The organism is Bradyrhizobium sp. USDA 4501 (assembly GCF_054062115.1).
The window spans coordinates 2771017-2790103 of sequence record NZ_JBSSEX010000001.1; the positions used below are offsets into that span (position 1 = coordinate 2771017).

At 62.1% G+C, this 19087-nt stretch carries 18 protein-coding genes, 1 tRNA gene and 1 pseudogene; 6 read left to right on the plus strand and 14 right to left on the minus strand.

The window, feature by feature from the left end:
* Nucleotides 1–2 precede the first annotated feature (2 nt).
* On the minus strand, nt 3–437 hold the full coding sequence (locus ACVWZM_RS12540) for an acyl-CoA thioesterase (RefSeq protein ID WP_456853358.1): 435 nt from the start codon (nt 435–437) through the stop codon (nt 3–5).
* Between the two features lie 206 nt (nt 438–643).
* Between ACVWZM_RS12540 and ACVWZM_RS12545 the strand changes: the two genes are divergently transcribed.
* Nucleotides 644–1201 carry a TetR/AcrR family transcriptional regulator gene (locus ACVWZM_RS12545; protein WP_456853360.1) on the plus strand — a complete coding sequence of 186 codons (558 nt, stop codon included), beginning with the start codon at nt 644–646 and terminating at the stop codon, nt 1199–1201.
* An 81-nt stretch (nt 1202–1282) separates the two neighbouring features.
* Here the strand turns inward: ACVWZM_RS12545 and ACVWZM_RS12550 are convergent, their stop codons facing one another.
* Nucleotides 1283–1768 carry a hypothetical protein gene (locus ACVWZM_RS12550; protein ID WP_310882955.1) on the minus strand — a complete coding sequence of 162 codons (486 nt, stop codon included), beginning with the start codon at nt 1766–1768 and terminating at the stop codon, nt 1283–1285.
* A 208-nt stretch (nt 1769–1976) separates the two neighbouring features.
* Between ACVWZM_RS12550 and ACVWZM_RS12555 the strand changes: the two genes are divergently transcribed.
* Nucleotides 1977–2258: a PsiF family protein gene (locus ACVWZM_RS12555; RefSeq protein ID WP_076824983.1), complete on the plus strand. Its 282-nt coding sequence runs from the start codon at nt 1977–1979 to the stop codon at nt 2256–2258.
* Nucleotides 2259–2584: 326 nt separating this feature from the next.
* Entirely contained in the window at nt 2585–3670 is a 1086-nt protein-coding gene (locus tag ACVWZM_RS12560; protein ID WP_141343460.1) for an AbrB family transcriptional regulator, read from the plus strand.
* A 206-nt stretch (nt 3671–3876) separates the two neighbouring features.
* On the opposite strand, the gene ACVWZM_RS12565 is transcribed toward ACVWZM_RS12560, so the two are convergent.
* Complete coding sequence (locus ACVWZM_RS12565; RefSeq protein WP_076824981.1) at nt 3877–4449, minus strand: disulfide bond formation protein B; 573 nt, start codon at nt 4447–4449, stop codon at nt 3877–3879.
* A 527-nt stretch (nt 4450–4976) separates the two neighbouring features.
* Here ACVWZM_RS12565 and ACVWZM_RS12570 point away from each other — a divergent pair.
* Nucleotides 4977–5061, plus strand: a tRNA-Leu gene (locus tag ACVWZM_RS12570).
* A 309-nt stretch (nt 5062–5370) separates the two neighbouring features.
* Here the strand turns inward: ACVWZM_RS12570 and ACVWZM_RS12575 are convergent.
* The 4 genes and pseudogenes from ACVWZM_RS12575 to ACVWZM_RS12590 form a co-directional block, all read right to left on the minus strand.
* Nucleotides 5371–5941: pseudogene (locus ACVWZM_RS12575) on the minus strand (type 1 glutamine amidotransferase domain-containing protein); the annotation flags it as partial.
* Between the two features lie 64 nt (nt 5942–6005).
* Nucleotides 6006–6842, minus strand: coding sequence for an alpha/beta fold hydrolase (locus tag ACVWZM_RS12580; protein ID WP_057016293.1), 837 nt, complete (start codon nt 6840–6842; stop codon nt 6006–6008).
* Between the two features lie 45 nt (nt 6843–6887).
* The gene (locus ACVWZM_RS12585; protein WP_057016292.1) at nt 6888–7796 is read right to left on the minus strand and encodes an acetoacetate decarboxylase family protein; all 909 of its coding nucleotides are present in this window, start codon (nt 7794–7796) and stop codon (nt 6888–6890) included.
* Between the two features lie 153 nt (nt 7797–7949).
* Nucleotides 7950–9188: an NADH:flavin oxidoreductase/NADH oxidase family protein gene (locus tag ACVWZM_RS12590; RefSeq protein WP_057016291.1), complete on the minus strand. Its 1239-nt coding sequence runs from the start codon at nt 9186–9188 to the stop codon at nt 7950–7952.
* An 83-nt stretch (nt 9189–9271) separates the two neighbouring features.
* Here ACVWZM_RS12590 and ACVWZM_RS12595 point away from each other — a divergent pair, with 83 nt between their 5' ends.
* On the plus strand, nt 9272–9757 hold the full coding sequence (locus ACVWZM_RS12595) for a MerR family transcriptional regulator (protein WP_076824976.1): 486 nt from the start codon (nt 9272–9274) through the stop codon (nt 9755–9757).
* Between the two features lie 693 nt (nt 9758–10450).
* Nucleotides 10451–11773, plus strand: coding sequence for a group II intron reverse transcriptase/maturase (ltrA, locus tag ACVWZM_RS12600; protein ID WP_456815501.1), 1323 nt, complete (start codon nt 10451–10453; stop codon nt 11771–11773).
* A gap of 98 nt (nt 11774–11871) precedes the next feature.
* On the opposite strand, the gene ACVWZM_RS12605 is transcribed toward ltrA (ACVWZM_RS12600), so the two are convergent.
* The 7 genes from ACVWZM_RS12605 to ACVWZM_RS12635 form a co-directional block, all read right to left on the minus strand.
* Complete coding sequence (locus ACVWZM_RS12605) at nt 11872–13221, minus strand: IS701 family transposase (RefSeq protein ID WP_076828966.1); 1350 nt, start codon at nt 13219–13221, stop codon at nt 11872–11874.
* Nucleotides 13222–13344: 123 nt separating this feature from the next.
* Complete coding sequence (gene ltrA, locus ACVWZM_RS12610; RefSeq protein ID WP_456815501.1) at nt 13345–14667, minus strand: group II intron reverse transcriptase/maturase; 1323 nt, start codon at nt 14665–14667, stop codon at nt 13345–13347.
* A gap of 1202 nt (nt 14668–15869) precedes the next feature.
* On the minus strand, nt 15870–16688 hold the full coding sequence (locus ACVWZM_RS12615) for a family 1 encapsulin nanocompartment shell protein (RefSeq protein WP_229189826.1): 819 nt from the start codon (nt 16686–16688) through the stop codon (nt 15870–15872).
* Nucleotides 16685–17761, minus strand: a complete 1077-nt coding sequence (locus ACVWZM_RS12620) for a Dyp-type peroxidase (protein WP_229189827.1) — start codon at nt 17759–17761, stop codon at nt 16685–16687. The genes ACVWZM_RS12615 and ACVWZM_RS12620 overlap by 4 nt, the downstream gene beginning before the upstream one ends.
* 224 nt (nt 17762–17985) lie before the next feature.
* On the minus strand, nt 17986–18240 hold the full coding sequence (locus ACVWZM_RS12625; protein WP_229189828.1) for a hypothetical protein: 255 nt from the start codon (nt 18238–18240) through the stop codon (nt 17986–17988).
* Nucleotides 18241–18445: 205 nt separating this feature from the next.
* Entirely contained in the window at nt 18446–18706 is a 261-nt protein-coding gene (locus ACVWZM_RS12630) for a DUF2171 domain-containing protein (protein WP_456853364.1), read from the minus strand.
* Nucleotides 18707–18790: 84 nt separating this feature from the next.
* Nucleotides 18791–19057 carry a DUF2171 domain-containing protein gene (locus ACVWZM_RS12635; protein WP_456853366.1) on the minus strand — a complete coding sequence of 89 codons (267 nt, stop codon included), beginning with the start codon at nt 19055–19057 and terminating at the stop codon, nt 18791–18793.
* Nucleotides 19058–19087: the final 30 nt, after the last annotated feature.

Below are 19087 nucleotides of genomic sequence, written 5' to 3' on the forward strand. Positions count from 1 at the left end.
GGTTACGCGATTGCGGGCTCGGACGGCACAAGATGCGGCATCGCCGCGTAGCGGATCGCCGGCGCGAACGGCATCGATCTGCGCGCGGCACGGTCGATATGCACGGCCGCGATCTCGCAGGTCGCGGCGATCTCGCCGGTCTCCGCATTGCGCATCTCGTGCAGGATACGGATCGACTTGTCGCGGAACTCGACCAGCCGGCTCTTGACCTCGACGAGGTCGCCGGCGAGCAGCTCGCGCTTGTAGGAGATGTTCTGCTGCACGGCGGCCATGCCGCGGCCGGACTCGCGCAGATAGCTCGGCGTCAGGCCGAGCCGCGCGAACATGTTCCAGCTCGCCTCGTCGAACTTGCCGACATACCACATGACGTTCATGTGGCCGATATGGTCGCAGTGCCAGGGGTAGACCGTGCCGCGGTAGGTCGCCTCGCCCTCCATCTGATCCCTCCTTCGATTTTTGATACGGTAGCGTATCAGGGACGAAGCAGGCTAGCAATACGGTACCGTATCAAAGCATGATCCGGAAAAGTGCGAAGCGGTTTTCCCTCGCGACAAACGCAACGCGTTTGCGCGGAGATCATGCACAAACAAGCGATTAATGCGCGATGACGATCCCATCGCGCATTATGATGCGCGGAGATCGCATGACTGAAAGCAAAGGCGACGTCTGGGTCGCGGCCGGCTTCGCCGAAATCGCGCATAGCGGAGTCGACGGCGTGCGGGTCGAGGTGCTGGCGAAGAATCTCGGCGTCACCAAGGGCGGCTTCTACCGCCGCTTCAGGGATCGCGCCGCGCTGCTCGAGGCCATGCTGACGCGCTGGCGCGACGGCCGCATCGCATCGATCGAGAAGCACACCGCGCTCGACGGCGCCAGCGCGCGCGAGCGGCTGAAGGCGATCATCACGCTGTATTCGGAGCGCATGAACACCGAGGCGATGGCGGTCGAGCTCGCGATCCGGCAATGGGCGCGCACCGATGAGGCCGCTGCCGCTGCCGCCGCGAGCGTCGATGCCGCGCGGCTGAAGAATGTCGCCCAGCTCTATCGCGCCACCGGGCTGCCGACTGACGAGGCCGATGCGCAGGCCTTCCTGTTCTACTGCTTCATCTTCGGCCAGAGCCTGCTGTTTCTCGAGCGCGGCCCGCGCAAGCGCGCGCAATTGCTGACGCAGTCGGCGGACAAGCTGCTGACGGAAAACCCGTAGAGAGAGTTGCAGCCAATAGAGCCGGTGCAAACGGAAAGCGGCCGGCTTACGCCGGCCGCTCGCCAAACTCGGTCGGCTCGCTCAGGCGCCCTTCAGGCGCTTGTTGCATTCGCTGTAATAGCCGCCGCCCTTCTGGATCCACTTCAGGCCGCCATTGCCGCCGGTGGCCTTGTTGGCGTTGTACTGGTCGACGCAGGTGTGCATGCGTCCCTTGCCTTCGGACTCCTTGGCGTATTTGGGATCGATGGCGTTCGGAAATACGGCGGGTCCTGCCGGCGCCGCCGGTGCCGCGGCGGGCGCCTGCTTGGCTTCCTTCGGCGCGGCCGGAGCGGGCGCGGCGGCTGCCGGCGGCGGAGCGGCGGGCGCCGCAGCCGGGGTCGCGTCGGCGCCGCACTGCGCCTTGCGGAAATCATTCCACTTCTGGCCGCCGAGGGTGCCGGCCGACTTGGCCGCCTGGTACTTGGCGCTGCATTCCTGCGCGGTCAGGGCCTGCGCCGGCGCGCTCGCCGCAAAGGCTGCAAAGCCCGACACCGCAAGCACGCACAACAATCTGATTTGAATGGTCATCGCTGGTCTCCCGTCATCCCTGGTTTCCCGTTGGTTTCCCGTGGGGAGCATTGGCGTAAGACCATTATCCTAGCGCAACCCCGACTTGCGACAACGCGCCTGCGCGCCTGCGCGTTAAAATATTGTGGCGGCGGGACCGCTGCATGTTCATCCACGGTTCAGCATCGTCGCGCGACGTTTCGGCCCTCTTTCCCTCACGAGGTGCCCCATGAAGACGATTTCCACGCTCGCGTCCGCAACCGCCCTGGCCTCCCTGCTGCTGATGGGCGGAGCTTTCGCGCAAACGGCCGCGCCCGCCGCCAAGGACGCCGCTCCGAAGGCCGAGACCAAGGCGCCGGCCGAGAAGAAGCCGCGCACCGCCCAGTCGCTGGAATGCTCGAAGGAAGCCGACGCCAAGGGGCTGCACGGCAAGGAGCGCAAGAAATTCCGCTCCGAGTGCAAGAAGGAGAAGTCGGACGGCGCCGCCGCTGCGCCCGCGGCGACGAAGTAACGTCCGGACAGGCTTGATGCGATTCGCTCTCCCCATCGGGGAGGGCAGTCGCAACTGCGCTCGATCCCTCGACGAACCCGTGGTGCCCGGCCTTGTGCCGGGCACCTACGTGTTGGATTGCGCGCGGGAAAGGCGTGGATGGCCGGGACACCTGCGCGAAGACGCGCTTCGCGCTTCTGCCCCGTCATGACGAATTTGTGGCGATACTGATCGCAATCCCCGGCCCATTTCGAAGGGTGAAAATCTGTGCGCCGGGCGAGCCGCGGCGCAATGCTGCAATCGCGAGATGCATTTGTCGCGTTCACGCGAATTTGCCATAAGGCGGCGTGACCCTGATCCGCGCTTCGATGGCAACGGCCATTCCCGACCGCAGCAAAGTCCTGAACGGGCTCGAGACCCTCGTCATCGGCACCGTCGGCGGCTTGCTGTTTCTGTGGGCAGAATTGCCGGGCGGCCTGATCTCGGGGGCGATGGTCGCGGTCGGGATCGCCGCATTGGCCGGACGGCCGCTCGCGGTGCCGGCGGTGCTGACGCAATCGGTGCTGCTGTTGCTCGGCATCTCCCTCGGCTCGCTGATGTCGCAGCAATTGCTGCAGCACATGAGCTCCTATCCGCTCACCATCGGCCTGCTGGCCCTGGCGACGTTCTGCTCGACCTTCGGCTCGAGCCTCTATCTGCAGCGCATCCATGGCTGGGACCAGACCTCGGCTTTCCTTGCCGGCAGCCCGGGCGCGCTGTCGCAGATCACGATCCTCGCCGCGGAAAAGGGCGCCGACGTCGCGGCGATCGCGGTGGTGCAGACCATGCGCGTGATCATCTTGACCGCGGCGCTGCCGCTGGTGCTGGCGCTGACCGGGGTGACGCATGCAGCGCCGCCGCCATTGCCAACCTCAGTCGCCTCGCCGTTCGGCCTCGTCGCGCTGGTCGCCTTATCGATCGGCGTCTCGCTGCTGCTGCGCTGGATCAAATTCCCCGCCAGCTGGATGTTCGGCGCGATGCTCGCCTCCAGCCTGCTGCACGGCTCCGGGCTGGTCGATGGCGGCCTGCCGCCCTGGCTCCGCAACGTCGCGCTGGTCGGCATCGGCGCCATCATCGGCACCCGCTTCGCGCGGATGAAGACCTCGACGCTGCTCAGTCACGTCAATGCCGGGCTCGGCTCGTTTGCGATTGCCATCCTGATCTCGGCCGTGTTCGTCGCGGTGATCGGCTTCACCACCCATGTGCGGCTCGCGGACGTCGTGGTCGCCTTCGCGCCGGGCGCGATGGACGCGATGCTGGCGCTGGCGTTGACGCTGCACATCGACCCGATCTTCGTCGGCGCACATCATCTGTCGCGCTTCCTGTTCGTCACCATCTCGACGCCGGGCATCATCCATCTGTTCGGCCGGCCGCAGGACGACGTCGACGATTAGGCCCCCTTTGTCCCGTCATCCTGAGGAGCGCCACCGGGTCCGCGCGAAGCGCGGCCCGATGACAGGCTCCGCGCGTCTCGAAGGATGAACGGCCCGGCTGGTGCCCGTCCATGCTTGGAGAGGGCCGCTTCGCGGCCTCCTCCAGCGGCAAAGGCGAAGCCTTTGCGCGGGCATGACGGATAACGGGAAAACCGTACGGCCCGACCTCAGGCCCTCGCGGCCTTCATCACGCCCCAACCGGCGATCGCGGCCATCACGAGCGAGATCAGCGCGTTGTAGCCGGCGAGCGAAATGCCGAGGAAGCGCCACTGCACCTCGTCGCAGCGCACCACCTTGACCTTGTCGAGCTGGTCCAGCAGCGAGCCGGCCTTGCCGAAATCCACCATCGGGCCGGTGCAATCGGTCGGCCCCGGCCAGAACCCCCATTCGACACCGGCGTGATAGGTGCCGAGCCCGGCATTGGCGAGCGCGGCGAGGCCGAGGATCACAAGGCCCGCGAGCAGCACCGGACGCGGCGCGTCGCGGGCGGCCGCGAGCGCCACCACGGCGCCGAGCGGCACCGCGAGGTAATAGGCATAGCGCTGCTCGAGGCAGAGCGGACAGGGCATGATCTCCAGCACGAGCTGGAAGAACCAGGCGCCGGCCAGGGTCGCCGCCGCGATCACGGCAATCGCCAGCGCCGAGGTCAGCGCCGGATTGCCGGCGGCGGAAGCATGCGACGGATGGGCGGTGGCAATCGTCACGTCGGTCCTCCTGCGAGCATCGTTCGGGAGGGTCATGGGCCCTGCTCCAAGGTCGTCGATTGCGGTCGTATCGCGTGAAAATACCGCTGTCGAGGCGCGGGACAATCACATCCGCGCGGGTTGACCGTGACGGCCGCCGTCCGCCGCGGTCAGATCGCGTTCAGTCGGTGATACGTGGGAACGCGCAGGCCCCACTGGGTCATCGCCGCCTGCAGCTCATCGGAAAAGAAAAAGGCTCGGATTGAGCAGCCTGCGTTCATGTACGTCATCGAGATCGACGAACCGGACAATACCGTTACGCTCGCGCCTCCGTCTCGAAGTAGGTTGCCGCAGCCGCGGCCAGGCTTGGGGACGGTGGCAGCGGCTCCCGCCGCCGGGCAAACTCGTCCGTGACCGCCATACGGACGGCAACAGCCTTGCGTCGTCCTCGGGGTCACACCCACCGGAAATTCCGCTGCCGGGGCGCGGGACATCCCGCCCGCGCGGGTTGACCGTGACGGGCCGCCCGCTATAGTCCGCCGCGCTTCGCGACCCCGGCCTTCCCGGCCCGGACCGTTGCGAATGCCCCTGTGGCGGAACTGGTAGACGCGCTCGACTCAAAATCGAGTTCCGCAAGGAGTGCTGGTTCGATTCCGGCCAGGGGCACCAACTAGGCTGTTCGCCCCCATTCGCAAGCGTCCGCAGCCGTCCGCGCGGCGCTTCAAACCCTTGAAAAATAGGCACTTCTGCATAACTCGGTGATCGTCACCGTTTGTTCTCATCCGATCCCAGCCGTTCGATTTGTTGGTATTTCTGTTGGTATCGGGAGAACAGATGTTCACGGCAACTTCCGTTATTCCTGACTAAAGGAATTGAGCAGATGGCCCGCAAGAGCGACGGCGCGCACGCAAATCCAAAGCAGATCAGGACCGACGTCGACTGCCGAGCTGCCCGCCCGAAATTCGGCGGGGACGCGTGGTAGCGCGCTCCGCGTCGCTTCATCTCGGCCTCAGCATTATAGGGCATGTATTTCGCAACTCCGGCCAGCACTTCTTCGCGCCACGAAAAAACCGGTGATGCGCTTGCCGGCGACCAGCAGCTTGCCATCCGAGAGTTTTGTGTTGAGCAGGCCGCAATAGCCGTGGCAGACGGCGGAGACGATGCCGCCACGCTCCCAGATGACGCGAGTGATCTCTTGCAGCCCTTCGCTGTCCGGAAAATCCCACATGACTGCGTGACCGCCGGTGAAATAGATCACATCGTAATCCGCTGGGTCGATCTCATCAGGCCGCGCCGTCGCCGACAGAAGCGCCATGCGGCTCTTGTTCGCCAGCCACGCCTTTCCCGAGGCGTCCAGGAGCGGCCATTTGAGCGCGCGAGGTTCGAGCGGAGACGATCCGCCCTTCGGGCTCACGATCCTCTGTTCGTAACCTTTTTCCGCGAAGACATCGAAGGCGTGCGTCAGTTCGGACAGCCACAACCCGGTCGGGTGCGACCGATCGTCATAGTAGGCGACGTTGCTGACGACATGGAGAACACGCCTACTCATTGTTGCAATACCTTCGAAAAGCCCGAAGAAAGGAGCGCGCCGGAGATAGTCCGGCGCGCGTCATTCATCCACGGATGAACGCGAGAAGATCGGCGTTGATCACATCTGCGTTGACCGTGAGCATCCCGTGCGAGAAACCGGGATAAATGATCAATTTGCTGTTTTGCAGCAGCTTGTCCTGCATGAGCGCTGCCGCCTTGTAGGGGACCACCTGGTCGTCGTCGCCCTGCATCACGAGAGTCGGGACGGTGATCGCCTTCAAATCCGCGGTCTGGTCGGTTTCCGAGAACGCCTTGATGCCTTCGTAGTGAGCCTTCGCGCTTCCCATCATGCCTTGCCGCCACCAGTTCTCGATGACCCCCTGCGAGGGCTTGGCGCCCGGCCGGTTATATCCGTAGAAGGGACCGGCGGGCACATCGAGGAAGAACTGAGCGCGGTTGGCGGCAAGCGCCGCGCGGAAACCATCGAACACGGCGATTGGCGTCCCCTCGGGATTCGCGTCGGTTTTGACCATCAGGGGTGGCACTGAGCTGACCAGCACCGCCTTGGCGACGCGCCCTTGTGGTTGGCCATGCTGCGCAACATAGCGCGCAACCTGCCCGCCACCTGTCGAGTGGCCGATATGGATGGCGTTTCGAAGATCAAGATGCTCGGCGACCGCCGACGCATCGGCGGCATAGTGGTCCATGTCGTGGCCTTCGCTGACCTGGCTTGACCGTCCATGGCCGCGCCGGTCGTGCGCGACGACGCGAAAACCCTGCTTGAGAAAGAACAGCATCTGGTTGTCCCAGTCGTCGGCGCTGAGCGGCCAGCCGTGGTGGAAATGGATAGGCTGCGCGTCCTTTGGCCCCCAATCCTTGTAAAAGATGTCGGTCCCGTCCTTTGTTTTAACAAATGCCATGACGACTTCTCCTTTGTTGACAGGCCCAATCCGGTGATGTCGCTTTCAAATCGCGGGCAGAGCGTTCAATGAACGCGGCAGGTACAAGACCATCTGCGCGTCTTTGACGACATCGAACCGCAAGATGGTGCCCACGCCTAACCCGTTCAGCAACTGGCTGATCGGACCGCCGGCGCGCGACAGTTTAACATCGCGCGGAAACAGCGTCTGTGCGAGTTCGATAGGGTTGGTAACAAACTGTGTCTGCCGCCACTCGCCATCCACCAGCCCGATCGACGTGTTAGTTGAGAGGCGCGACTGCGATGTTATCCGGCGAAGCGTCGGCAGTGGTGCGGTCAACGTCACGTCCGATTTTCCGTCGGTCGCTGCGATGCTGGCCGTGATGCCGTTCGACGAGACATCAAGCCTTATGTCGGTCAGCCATTTCGGTAGTTGATAGCTATAGACTCCGCGCACGCGGGCGATCTCGGTATCTACCGGCAACGCCAGCACATGCGCGAAGAAGCTCTGCCGCCGTATCGAATCGAGCAGTTCCAGCACGTGTGGTCCACGCGCGCCTGGCCGGCGGATGACGATGGCGACCGATACCTCGTTATAAGGATCGTTGTCACAGACCGCGTAGGAGAAGAAAGTGAGCGCTACGAGTCCGTATCCGGGCAGCGCATGCAGCGGCTCAAGCGGCGACGGCAACATCGAACGCAGCTTCTTGAGCGGCGCGAGCATCAAAGCCTGCACGTTGCTGGTGCGGTAGTAGAAGTTGGGCGCCCACGTCGGGCCGATCCGCGACGGAACCATCACTTTCGGGATGCGCCGGAAGAAATCGATATTGCCGGCGGTTGGATCTTTTGCCACCTCGTCGAGCTCGGGATTGGAGCGAAAGCGGTCATAGTAGCCGCCTTTCGGCACCATGACCTTGTGACCGGCGAACTCGACTTCCGTTAGGTCTTTAGCCATGAACGATGACTTTCGTCGATAAACGAGGCCGGCGGACGGCCCATGGTATGCCGCTCGTCCCGCCAGCGGACGGGATGGTAACGTTGAAGTCCAGTTTAAGCTCAAGCATTAATTGCGGTTCCCTCCGCTGGTTGCGATCCCGGCGATCTGCCATCAAGCCGCCGCCTTTCGTTCCGTCACCCAGCGGCGATATTGGCGCGCGCTGCGCTTTGCCTGCATCTGCGAGGTAAGCAACGCCCAGACCGGCGATACGTTAGGCGCGCTGCGCCGGTTTCGGCTAAGGCGGACTAACTGGTAGCGGACGGCGGCCATATACGCCGAAGACGCGACCGGCTTGTTCTTCCAGGTGATCGGCTTGAGCTTTGGAGCGTCCGATTTGCCGAGCCGCCAGTTGTGCGGCAGGTTCGGCTCGATCGCGAGTGCGGTCGCGATTCCTGCCATGGCCACCCCACTCTTGATCACGTTTTCCGCCACTTCACGGCGCCGGATGCCGCCCGTGACCATCAACGGCATCGTTGCGACCGCGGCGATCTCGCGCGCGAATTCGAGAAAATAGGCTTCGCGCGCCAGTGTGCGTTCGTCGCGCGCCGAGCCCATCATGGCAGGCGCCTCGTAGCTGCCGCCCGATAGCTCCACGAGATCGACGCCGAGCGGCGCAAGCATCGCAACCACGGCCTGAGCATCCTCCGGCGAGAAGCCACCGCGTTGGAAGTCGGCCGAGTTCAACTTGACCGACACCGCAAAGCCAGACGACACCGTCGCCCGCACGCCGCGCACGATATCGAGCAGCAAGCGTGCGCGATTCTCCAGATTGCCGCCCCATTGATCCGTGCGGTGGTTCGCGAGCGGCGACAGGAACTGGCTCAGCAAATAGCCATGCGCCGCGTGGATCTCGACACCGGTGAAGCCCGCGCGTTCCGCGAGGGCTGCGGTGGCCACGAAGCGGCGTTCCACCTCGGCAATGTCGGCCGCTGTCATCGCACGCGGCATCGGGAAGACCTTGGACTGCGCGCCAAGGTCGAGCGGAATCGCGGATGGCGCCAACGTCTCCTGTCCGAGTCCCGCCGGCATCTGGCGGCCGGGATGATTGATCTGCATCCAGACCTGGCCGCCGCCCGAGCGTGCGGTGTTCGCCCACGTCTTGAAGCGATCGAGGAAGCGATCGTCCTCCAGCACGACCCCGGCCGGACCGGTCATCGCGCGCGCATCGACCATCACATTGCCGGTGATGATCAGGCCCGACCCGCCCGCGGCCCAGGCCTGATACAGGCGGATCAGTTCGGCCGATGGCGCATGATCAGCATCGGCCATGTTCTCTTCCATCGCCGCCTTGGCGACGCGGTTCGGGATCACGGCGCCACTAGGCAGCGCCAGTGGGGAAAACAGCGACATTATGGATCTCCAAGCAGAAAGTTGGACAGACCATAACCTTTGAGTTAAGTTGAAGGTCAACCCTTTTTCGAGGATTGTTCGCGATGAATATCGGGGAACTGGCGAAGCGAACCGGGCTGACCAACTCGCGGATCCGCTTCTATGAGCGCGCCGGGCTTTTGAAGACGGTCGAACGGCTGCCGAACGGCTATCGGACCTATCCTCCGGAGGCGGTGCTGATGCTCGAATTGATCACAACTGCGCAGAACGCTGGATTCAGCCTCGACGAAATTCGTTCGCTGCTGCCGTCCGATCTCGAGCAGTGGGATCATCCTGTGCTAATCGACACACTCCGTCGCAAGGTGGCGGATATCGGGAGATTGGAGGCGCGGCTCGCGCAGAGCAAGGAGCAACTGGTTGCGCTTATCAAGGACATCGAAGCGAGGCCTGACGACATCGACTGCGCTGCCAACGCACGGCGGGTGCTGTCGCAATTGCTAGGCAAGGAGATGGAGAGACCAACAGTGACGGTCGGTGACGTGAAGCTTTTCGGCAAAACAAGGCGTCGTCGACGTCCCAGAGCCGGCTAAATGCACTGGAATCATCATCGACCGCGCGGGCGGCGATGTGCGTCTTTTTGAACTGAGCTAACATCGTTGGCTGTTGGCCCATCGCGATATTTGCTGCGGTTGCGCAAAGGAGGTCCGTATTGAAGCCACGCGGACTTCGCCGCCGGTTTATGAGTACACGGCCTAGCACTACTTTGGGTGCGCCGGGAGACCGGCAAGGAGTAGATGGTGAAAGTCCATTGCGATGAAGGTGTAGCGAACCACATCGGCCCCGAGCCGTGCGCAGGCCTCCGCGAGGGGGTCGGCGAAGCGTCGGTAGGGGAGCATGCAGGCCAGCCATTGAGCCGCGAAACAGTGTTATCCCGGGCGTCGACGCTGTCCAAAGAGCGGAAGGCAACATGGGCGAGTGCGCAAACGCGAGCACCCGTCCAGCCCGGCGTGGTCGTAGACCCTGGCATGCATGGAAGCTCCTTGTACGGGAACCGGGATATCTCCGGGTCGGCCACCTTCCTCCTCCGAGGATATGGTCCGCAGCGGGAAGGCGAGGAGCCGTAGCCGCTGATGCACGAAACGGAGAAGTCTGACTCTGGCATAGTAGCTGAGAAGCCGACGAACAAAGCCGGATTACCGGCGGAGGAGTGGGTGGAGCCAAGGCTGGGGACCAAGGGAAACGCGGAACAGCGGCGCATACACCGGACACAGGGCCGGGCTCGCATGACCCAGTCGCTGGACCGCGTACGGGCAGCCGCAAGGCTGAGGAAGAAGGACCGGTTCACCGCGCTCCTTCACCACATCAATGTCGATACACTGCGGGCGGCGTTCTTTGCGCTCAGGCGTAGGGCCGCTCCCGGAGTGGATGGCATGACGTGGCAGGACTACGAGGAAGATCTCGAGCCCCAGCTCGCCGATCTGCACAAACGGGTCCAACGAGGAACATACCGCCCGCAACCGTCTCGCCGGACGTACATACCAAAGGCAGACGGCAAGCAGCGGCCGTTAGCGATCGCGGCTCTCGAGGACAAAATCGTCCAGGGCGCCACCGTCATCGTGCTCAACGCCATCTACGAAGGAGACTTCTGTGGCTTTTCCTACGGGTTTCGGCCCGGCAGAGGGCCACATGATGCGTTGGACGCGCTCTGCACAGCGATCGAGACGCGGCAGGTGAACTGGATCGTTGACGCCGACATCCAAAATTTCTTTGGCGCAGTCAGTCAATCTTGGCTGGTGCGCTTCTTGGAACATAGGATCGGCGACAAGCGCATCATCCGCCTCATCCAGAAATGGCTGAAGGCAGGTATTCTCGAAGACGGCGTCGTAACCGTTGATGACAGGGGAACGGGTCAAGGTTCGGTGATTTCACCGCTCCTCGGCAACATCTACCTACACTACGCTCTCGACCTGTGGGCCAAGCGCTGGCGACAACGCGAGGCCTCCGGCGGCATGATCATCGTGCGTTACGCGGACGATGTAGTGGTCGGCTTTGAGCGCGAGGACGACGCACGTCGTTTCCTCGATGCGATGCGCGCGAGACTGGAGGAGTTCGAGCTGACGCTCCATCCGGCCAAGACCCGCCTGATTGAGTTTGGTCGCCATGCGGCGGCTCAACGTAAGCAGCGCGGACTCGGAAAGCCGGAAACCTTTGCGTTCATGGGGTTCACATTCATCTGCGGCAAATCACGCCAAGGGCGCTTCCAGCTTCAACGGAAGACCCGTAGCGACCGCATGCGAACCAAACTCCGCGAGATCAAGGAGGAGCTGAGGCGCCGAATGCACTGGCCGATCCCTGCACAGGGGAGATGGCTCAGGCAGGTCGTGACCGGCCACTTTGCGTACTTTGCTGTCCCGACGAATGGCCGAGCGCTCAATGCGTTTCGGTTCTATCTGACCGACCTCTGGAGGCGTACGCTTCGGCGGCGCAGTCAGCGGAACTGTCTGACCTGGGATCGCATAACGCAGATCACCGACGACTGGCTCCCCAAGGTTCGCATCCTTCATCCATGGCCGAAGCTGCGCTTCGCCGTCAAACACCCGAGGTAGGAGCCCGGTGCCTTAATTGGGCTCGCCGGGATCTGCGCGGGGGGCGCCCAGTGATGGGGGTCCCTACCGCGAACAGATTGTGTTTTCGCCGCTGTTTTTCACGGATTTGCTTTCGGCAATATGGGCACTGCTGAGACGGCGGCCGAAGGATGAGATCGACGATGGCGTGACGTACGGCTGGCATGGTTGGCTGAGGCGGAGGCCCGTTGATTCTTTTTTTTCCGCCCCGCGTATGCGAGGCGACGATGTTGCAGGAAGGCGTAGGCAATCATTGTCATCAAGGCGTGGCGATGAAGACCTTGCCATGATCGCCCTTCGAAGTGATCAAGTCCAAGTTCCTCCTTCAACTGCTGATGCGCCTGCTCACAAATCCACCGTGCCTTGATGGTGGCGGCCAGCGTGCGCAGATCCGTCGCCGCCGGAAGATTGGCCAGATAGTATTTCTTCTCCCCGGACGCACGTTGCTCGCCAATGAGCCAGGCTTCGTCGCCTGGGAGATGCTGCTGACCTTTATCCCATATCCGCTGCGGAGGGCCGTCGGCGGTCCGGACACGGAGAGCAGCAAATTGGGCTTTCAGCCGACCTTTCGTCCCGCTACGCCAACTCACGGTTTTCCATTTGGCGCTGGCGAGCATTTGTTCTGCGGCAATCGATAAGATATCGGGCACGTGGTGCTTTCGTGGTTTTCCGCGGACCTTGGTAATCGGCCAAATGAGCTTCACATCGACCGGATACACTTTCTGGTGCCGAGGGATGCCGACAGCCCAGGTCAGCCCGCGCTCTGTTAGCCCTTGTCGAAACGGTGCGCTGAGGCCGTATCCTGCATCCGCCAGCACACATCCAAAGCGCACGTTGGCTGCCATCGCGCGGTCAATCTCGGCTAGAGCAATCTCGGGCTTGGACCGTGCCGTTCGATGTTCGACTGGCACGCGAGCGCGCTTCAAACGAGATATGTCGCTTGTCCAACTGTCAGGCAGAAAGAGACGTAACGCGACCATCACGGGCACTTCGCCGCGAGCAAGCGTCAAAGACACCAGCGTTTGGCAATTTGCCGTTTTACCGAGAGCCGACGCGTATTGAGCCGCAACACCGACCGAGCGCTCACCCTTCTTGGGAAGTGAGGTGTCATCAATAACCAGCACCGCATCCCTGCCGCCGACAAGTCGGTCCGCCTGGTTGAGCAGCTCTGTCTCCAGCGGCGTCGCGTCCCAGACACCGTCCGCAATGAAATGGTGCAACTGGTCGTAGTTGCTCGCGGCAAGGCGTTCCGCCATCGGCTGAACGCTCTTGCGATCGCCCGGACCGATCAATCCCGCAACATACAGAGGACACATCCGCTGCCGGGTCTTATGACCCAGCCGGTCCAAGAACGGCATCAGCCAGCGTTCGAGTTCGTCTTCCCATCCGGGCATGGTCAGCCCTCCAAGAGCCGACCACCCATGAATCATTGAAAAATTGATTCGGGAATCCTATAAAACGCGGCAAAATCAACAATCTGTTCGCGGTAGGGACCCCCATCACTGGGCGCCCCCCGCGCAGATCCCGGCGAGCCCAATTAAGGCACCGGGCTCCTACCTCGGGTGTTTGACGGCGAAGCGCAGCTTCGGCCATGGATGAAGGATGCGAACCTTGGGGAGCCAGTCGTCGGTGATCTGCGTTATGCGATCCCAGGTCAGACAGTTCCGCTGACTGCGCCGCCGAAGCGTACGCCTCCAGAGGTCGGTCAGATAGAACCGAAACGCATTGAGCGCTCGGCCATTCGTCGGGACAGCAAAGTACGCAAAGTGGCCGGTCACGACCTGCCTGAGCCATCTCCCCTGTGCAGGGATCGGCCAGTGCATTCGGCGCCTCAGCTCCTCCTTGATCTCGCGGAGTTTGGTTCGCATGCGGTCGCTACGGGTCTTCCGTTGAAGCTGGAAGCGCCCTTGGCGTGATTTGCCGCAGATGAATGTGAACCCCATGAACGCAAAGGTTTCCGGCTTTCCGAGTCCGCGCTGCTTACGTTGAGCCGCCGCATGGCGACCAAACTCAATCAGGCGGGTCTTGGCCGGATGGAGCGTCAGCTCGAACTCCTCCAGTCTCGCGCGCATCGCATCGAGGAAACGACGTGCGTCGTCCTCGCGCTCAAAGCCGACCACTACATCGTCCGCGTAACGCACGATGATCATGCCGCCGGAGGCCTCGCGTTGTCGCCAGCGCTTGGCCCACAGGTCGAGAGCGTAGTGTAGGTAGATGTTGCCGAGGAGCGGTGAAATCACCGAACCTTGACCCGTTCCCCTGTCATCAACGGTTACGACGCCGTCTTCGAGAATACCTGCCTTCAGCCATTTCTGGATGAGGCGGATGATGCGCTTGTCGCCGATCCTATGTTCCAAGAAGCGCACCAGCCAAGATTGACTGACTGCGCCAAAGAAATTTTGGATGTCGGCGTCAACGATCCAGTTCACCTGCCGCGTCTCGATCGCTGTGCAGAGCGCGTCCAACGCATCATGTGGCCCTCTGCCGGGCCGAAACCCGTAGGAAAAGCCACAGAAGTCTCCTTCGTAGATGGCGTTGAGCACGATGACGGTGGCGCCCTGGACGATTTTGTCCTCGAGAGCCGCGATCGCTAACGGCCGCTGCTTGCCGTCTGCCTTTGGTATGTACGTCCGGCGAGACGGTTGCGGGCGGTATGTTCCTCGTTGGACCCGTTTGTGCAGATCGGCGAGCTGGGGCTCGAGATCTTCCTCGTAGTCCTGCCACGTCATGCCATCCACTCCGGGAGCGGCCCTACGCCTGAGCGCAAAGAACGCCGCCCGCAGTGTATCGACATTGATGTGGTGAAGGAGCGCGGTGAACCGGTCCTTCTTCCTCAGCCTTGCGGCTGCCCGTACGCGGTCCAGCGACTGGGTCATGCGAGCCCGGCCCTGTGTCCGGTGTATGCGCCGCTGTTCCGCGTTTCCCTTGGTCCCCAGCCTTGGCTCCACCCACTCCTCCGCCGGTAATCCGGCTTTGTTCGTCGGCTTCTCAGCTACTATGCCAGAGTCAGACTTCTCCGTTTCGTGCATCAGCGGCTACGGCTCCTCGCCTTCCCGCTGCGGACCATATCCTCGGAGGAGGAAGGTGGCCGACCCGGAGATATCCCGGTTCCCGTACAAGGAGCTTCCATGCATGCCAGGGTCTACGACCACGCCGGGCTGGACGGGTGCTCGCGTTTGCGCACTCGCCCATGTTGCCTTCCGCTCTTTGGACAGCGTCGACGCCCGGGATAACACTGTTTCGCGGCTCAATGGCTGGCCTGCATGCTCCCCTACCGACGCTTCGCCGACCCCCTCGCGGAGGCCTGCGCACGGCTCGGGGCCGATGTGGTTCGCTACACCTTCATCGCAATGGACTTTCACCATCTACTCCTTGCCGGTCTCCCGGCGCACCCAAAGTAGTGCTAGTAGGAGGGGCGCGTCCGATCACGAAGTGCCCAGCCACCCCGGTGACGTGCATCTCCCAGATACCCCACTCACCGATGGAAAGGCTAGATTCCGGAGGGCTGGATGCAACTCTGATACTGTCTCTGTTGTCATCGGGTCACGCCATAAGCGGCGCTGGTCGCGGTTTCGCTCATGGAGATACCATGCCGGCCACTCGCCAAGTTGGTATGCCCAGGATTCGGCACGAGCGTAACACCTACTCGCGATGGCCAAGCATTCTGAAGCGGGTGGAACTGCTATTGAGATACGGAAGTTGGGGCCTGGCTGATCTTCGGGTGATATGAGATATGCGTAGTTCTTTGTCTGCTTGACCAGCGTCCATCCCCGCCTGGGAAGAACCACGCTTAGCGTGAGGGAAGCTCCGAACCGAAGGCGTTCGGTCCAAATTTCTTTGGCGCCTTTCCACTCGCACTGAACTCGATCACTTCGATCGGCCAGCCTACAGGGGTGTGAGAGCGTGCCCTGGCGCGCGCGAGGGGCAGCGCCCCTGAGATCTCAACTATGAGGATGGCGGGCAGCTTGAGAGAGAAGAATCACAAGGCAACAGTGAGAAAGATCAAGAAGGCAGCCGCCGGGCCAGGTTGTCCATTGATTGCTAGCTCCTTGTCTACCTGACATGCCAGCAGGACTCGTTATTTCAACATTTGCTTCTCGGCTGCGGCGAGTACCACCGAAGCTTCAGTGGTCAGCACCCGGAAGGTAAAAGCCTCCTGGAAATAGAGATCGACCGTTGTATCGGTGTGGTTGAGGTAGCCGATCGAGAGGTCCTGGCCGATATCCAGTTCGAAATCACCTCCTCGCGTCGTCAGGACAAAGGCGCCGCTGATGGCAGGCGCCCAGACAACGCCGCCGTCGACGATCCGTTCGAGGTGGTGAAAAACGGGGTATCCTTCGTCACTTCCGCCGCTGGCGCCCGTGTACGCCTCTGCCCCAAGGACGAGGGCATATGGCCCATTGCAGCCGGCAAGTCTGAGTTCACTGACCGCTTGCGCGACGGCACTGGGATAGGCTTTCGCATTTGTCGGAAGAATGCATCCTGCATTGCTGCTGGCCTGGCGAATGCCCTCGATCCCTGCAGCCGCATATCCATCGAAAATCGCGCGGTCTTCGGCAAATGCGATTCTGCGGGCAGCATCCTTGACCCGCGTCCAGTCGGCGTCCAGGGCGCCACGCTCAACGTCATCGATCTGCTGACGCGAGAGCTGGAATGGAACGCGCAGTTCGACGAGCGCCCTCGCCTCGCGCTGTTGCGCCATCATTCCCTCGCCTGGAGCCGGAAGTTGTTTGACATGGCCAGTGCCCACCGCCGAGAAGCCACTCCCCTTGGCTTCGGGGACGTCGACCACGCGCCGCCCGGCAAGGTGCCGCTTCAGGGTACGGGAAGCCTCCTCCTCGATTTGAGCCCAGGCCGCGTCGGATATGGGAGCGAGTTGGCGGTGAAGATTATTCATGGTTCGCCTTCTTGTTTTAAAGACCCAATTCCAAGCGACCCGTCGTTGACGGGCGGATATGTGCGAGCTGTATCTGACGAGCCTGCTCCACGCTGCTCAGCGCAAACCGGCGCTTCCCCGCTGGCTGCCGCGGCGTCATTGTCTTCAGGCGAAACGTCGTCAAGAAATGTCGCTGACGGTACGAAGAACAGCGCCCCCGTAACGGCGCGGCTGACATCCAGCAGCCGGTCGTAGTTGCCGGGCGGCCGACCGACAAACATGTTCTCGAGCATCTGCTCGATCCGGTGGGGCGAGCGCGCATAGCCTATGAAGTACGTGCCAAATTCACCCCTGCCGATCTCACCGAAAGGCATGTTGTCGCGCACGATCTCAAGCTGCTCGCCGTCTTCGACGACCGTCGTCAGAACATTATGTGCGTAGGGCGCCTTGGCCGCATCGTCCTGCTCGATGTCCGACAGTTTGTGACGACCGATGATATTTTCCTGCTCCGAGGTTGATATCGCATTCCAGCGCTGCAGATCGTGCAGATACTTCTGGGTGATGACGTAGCTTCCGCCGGCGAATGCAGGGTCCTCCTGTCCGATGGTCGTCGCGTCAACCGCGTCCTGATCGGACGGGTTCTCGGTTCCATCGACAAATCCAAGCAAATCGCGATCGTCAAAGTATTTGAACCCATGAACCTCGTCGATCGTCGTCACGGCTTTGCCCAGCCGGGACATGATCTGTGAGGCAAGCTCGAAGCATAGGTCCATGCGGACAGACCGGATATGAAAAAGGATGTCGCCTGGCGTGGAGACTGCGCGATGCACCCCATGGATTTCCCTGAAAGGATGAAGATCCCTGGGTCGCGGATCACCGAACAGTCGATCCCAGGCATCGGAGCCGAGCGCCATCACACATGATAGCCGCGCTTCCGGATCGCGAAATCCGACGGCTCGCAAGAGTGCCGACAGAAGCGCACATAGACGGCGCACCGCATTCTCGCTGTCCTTTCCGGGATTGATCCGGACGACGAGAAATATCGCGGCACGCGTCAGTCTTGCGACGACGGGCTGTGGGACGACAGCTGACACAATCACTCCTTGGCGGCCTGTTCGGCGCACTTGATGCTCCGGGGCTGGCCCGTCCGGCTGAACACGGCCCGCGCGTTCGGCGCGGCCCGCGGTCGTTGGCATCGACGAGCTTCTCGAACGAGGCGTCGTGCGGAAATCACCGGCAGGGCGATCGGGATAACGAACACACAAGGCCGCTGGCATCCCTTGAGATGTTCACTCCGACTAATCAGGCCGAGGGCCGGTCAATCCATGTCCCGAAAGGCATGGCCATCGGCCTTGACACCTTCGATCACGCTCGGTGGCAAAAGATCCTGAGCGGAGGTGCCGTCAAAAGCCCAATCGCCCTTGTCCGTGAGGTCCGGGAGCTGCGCGCCCTTGCGGACGTAGATCCCGATCGCCGGCTTCTTCACATTGATGTAGAGATCGTATTCTTCCATCGGGTCGATGCTTCCTTGTTTCTCCGGCGGGCCATTCATCGGCCATGGAGCAACCGCCATGCCAGTTTGGGCGCATCGGGATATCAAGAGCTTATGCCAACCTGACGGACCCGATCTGACAAACTGTCCCATCCAGCAAGGACAAATTGTCCAAGCTACGGGCGCAACGGGCTCGCGCAGCGTCGAGCCCGTTGTCGCCTCTGTGAAATCGAAACGTCTTGCCCCAGACAACAGCGGCCGCAGCGGTCCCGCCGCACTGTCCCGGCTATCCAAGATCGACAGGACGTCCTGACGGCTCTTCTTCCAGTGTCACCGCAATGTCTGCGTTGGCGGACAAGCGCACCTTGTTGCCCTCGACGCCGGCGACGAATCCCAGCTCGATATAGTGCTGGTGACCTTTGTGCTGCCCGAAACTGTCGCTCTTCCTGAGCCTGATACGATCACCTTCGACCTGATCGACCGTGCCGACATGCACTCCGTCAGCGCCGATTACTTCCATACCGCCGTTGATCTTGTTCATGGCCATACCTTTCTCCCTGAAATCCATTGCAGCGGTCACGCGAGCCATAATCCATATCGACTGCGTAACCGCGGACCTCGCGCAACCAAATCACTTGACCGGGCGGCCCGACTTTTCTTCCTCAAAGAGTTCGACGATATCGGCGTCAGAGCAGAGCCGCACCTTGTGATCCGTGACGCTGTCGACGAAATCCATGCCGATATAGTGGTGATGTCGTCTGTGCCGGCCGCCGCCAGTTTCGCTTTTCTTCAGCCTGATACGGTCGCCCTCGATGCTATCGACGACACCGATCTGCACACCGTCAAACCCGACGACCTCCATGCCTTCCTTGATCTGATGCTTCTTCAAGAATTGCACCTGCTCGTTCCATGTCTTTCTCAAGCCTGA

Coding starts and splice junctions, on each gene's coding strand:
- ACVWZM_RS12565 (WP_076824981.1), bottom strand. CDS start 4,449: ATGACCCTCCCGAACGATGCTCGCAGGAGGACCGACGTGACGATTGCC.
- ACVWZM_RS12595 (WP_076824976.1), top strand. CDS start 9,272: ATGAATATCGGGGAACTGGCGAAGCGAACCGGGCTGACCAACTCGCGG.
- ACVWZM_RS12550 (WP_310882955.1), bottom strand. CDS start 1,768: ATGACCATTCAAATCAGATTGTTGTGCGTGCTTGCGGTGTCGGGCTTT.
- ACVWZM_RS12625 (WP_229189828.1), bottom strand. CDS start 18,240: ATGGCGGTTGCTCCATGGCCGATGAATGGCCCGCCGGAGAAACAAGGA.
- ACVWZM_RS12540 (WP_456853358.1), bottom strand. CDS start 437: ATGGAGGGCGAGGCGACCTACCGCGGCACGGTCTACCCCTGGCACTGC.
- ACVWZM_RS12545 (WP_456853360.1), top strand. CDS start 644: ATGACTGAAAGCAAAGGCGACGTCTGGGTCGCGGCCGGCTTCGCCGAA.
- ACVWZM_RS12580 (WP_057016293.1), bottom strand. CDS start 6,842: ATGGCATTTGTTAAAACAAAGGACGGGACCGACATCTTTTACAAGGAT.
- ACVWZM_RS12555 (WP_076824983.1), top strand. CDS start 1,977: ATGAAGACGATTTCCACGCTCGCGTCCGCAACCGCCCTGGCCTCCCTG.
- ACVWZM_RS12605 (WP_076828966.1), bottom strand. CDS start 13,221: ATGATTCATGGGTGGTCGGCTCTTGGAGGGCTGACCATGCCCGGATGG.
- ltrA (WP_456815501.1), top strand. CDS start 10,451: ATGACCCAGTCGCTGGACCGCGTACGGGCAGCCGCAAGGCTGAGGAAG.
- ACVWZM_RS12585 (WP_057016292.1), bottom strand. CDS start 7,796: ATGGCTAAAGACCTAACGGAAGTCGAGTTCGCCGGTCACAAGGTCATG.
- ACVWZM_RS12590 (WP_057016291.1), bottom strand. CDS start 9,188: ATGTCGCTGTTTTCCCCACTGGCGCTGCCTAGTGGCGCCGTGATCCCG.
- ltrA (WP_456815501.1), bottom strand. CDS start 14,667: ATGACCCAGTCGCTGGACCGCGTACGGGCAGCCGCAAGGCTGAGGAAG.
- ACVWZM_RS12630 (WP_456853364.1), bottom strand. CDS start 18,706: ATGGCCATGAACAAGATCAACGGCGGTATGGAAGTAATCGGCGCTGAC.
- ACVWZM_RS12615 (WP_229189826.1), bottom strand. CDS start 16,688: ATGAATAATCTTCACCGCCAACTCGCTCCCATATCCGACGCGGCCTGG.